This is a genomic window from Microcoleus sp. w2-18bC1 (genome assembly GCF_036700365.1).
Classification (GTDB): Bacteria; Cyanobacteriota; Cyanobacteriia; order Cyanobacteriales; family Microcoleaceae; genus Microcoleus.
This window is the reverse complement of record NZ_JAUBOS010000011.1, coordinates 97,245-97,763: the sequence shown is the minus strand read 5'-3', so window position 1 is coordinate 97,763 and position 519 is coordinate 97,245. Positions and strand designations below refer to the sequence as shown.

The 519-nt window shown below is 42.2% G+C and carries 1 pseudogene; it reads right to left on the bottom strand.

Going from position 1 to position 519, the window contains the following annotated elements:
- Positions 1–519 (bottom strand): annotated as a pseudogene (locus QT979_RS09765) (ATP-binding cassette domain-containing protein); the annotation flags it as partial.

Below are 519 nucleotides of genomic sequence, written 5' to 3'. Positions count from 1 at the left end.
GTTGAGAATGCTCGATCGACTCTACTGTTTCTACAACTGGTTCAGATTCTGGTTGAGGATGCTCGATCGACTCTACTTTTTCTACAACTGGTTCAGATTCTGGTTGAGGATGCTCGATCGACTCTACTGTTTCTGAAACTTCGAGATTTTCGACAATCTGTTCTGATTGAGGATGTTCTCTCAACTCTACGGTTTCTGAAACTTCTAGATTTTGGACAATCGGTTCTGATTGAGGATGTTCTCTCAACTCTACGGTTTCTGAAACTTCTAGATTTTGGACAATCGGTTCTGGTGGAGAAGGTTCGATCGGGAGTATCTCACTTTTGTAAAAAATGTTTTTTACAAAAGTGAGCATCCTGCTTGCTTGTTTAGATATCTGTAGCGAGTAAGATGATCTGGTTCCTGTGACACCCAAACTGAGATGCTTCCCTGTTATCGGCTGTACGGTTTCTGGAACTGGTTCTGATTCTGGTTGAGGATGTTCTCTCAACTCTACGGTTTCTGGAACTGGTTCTGATT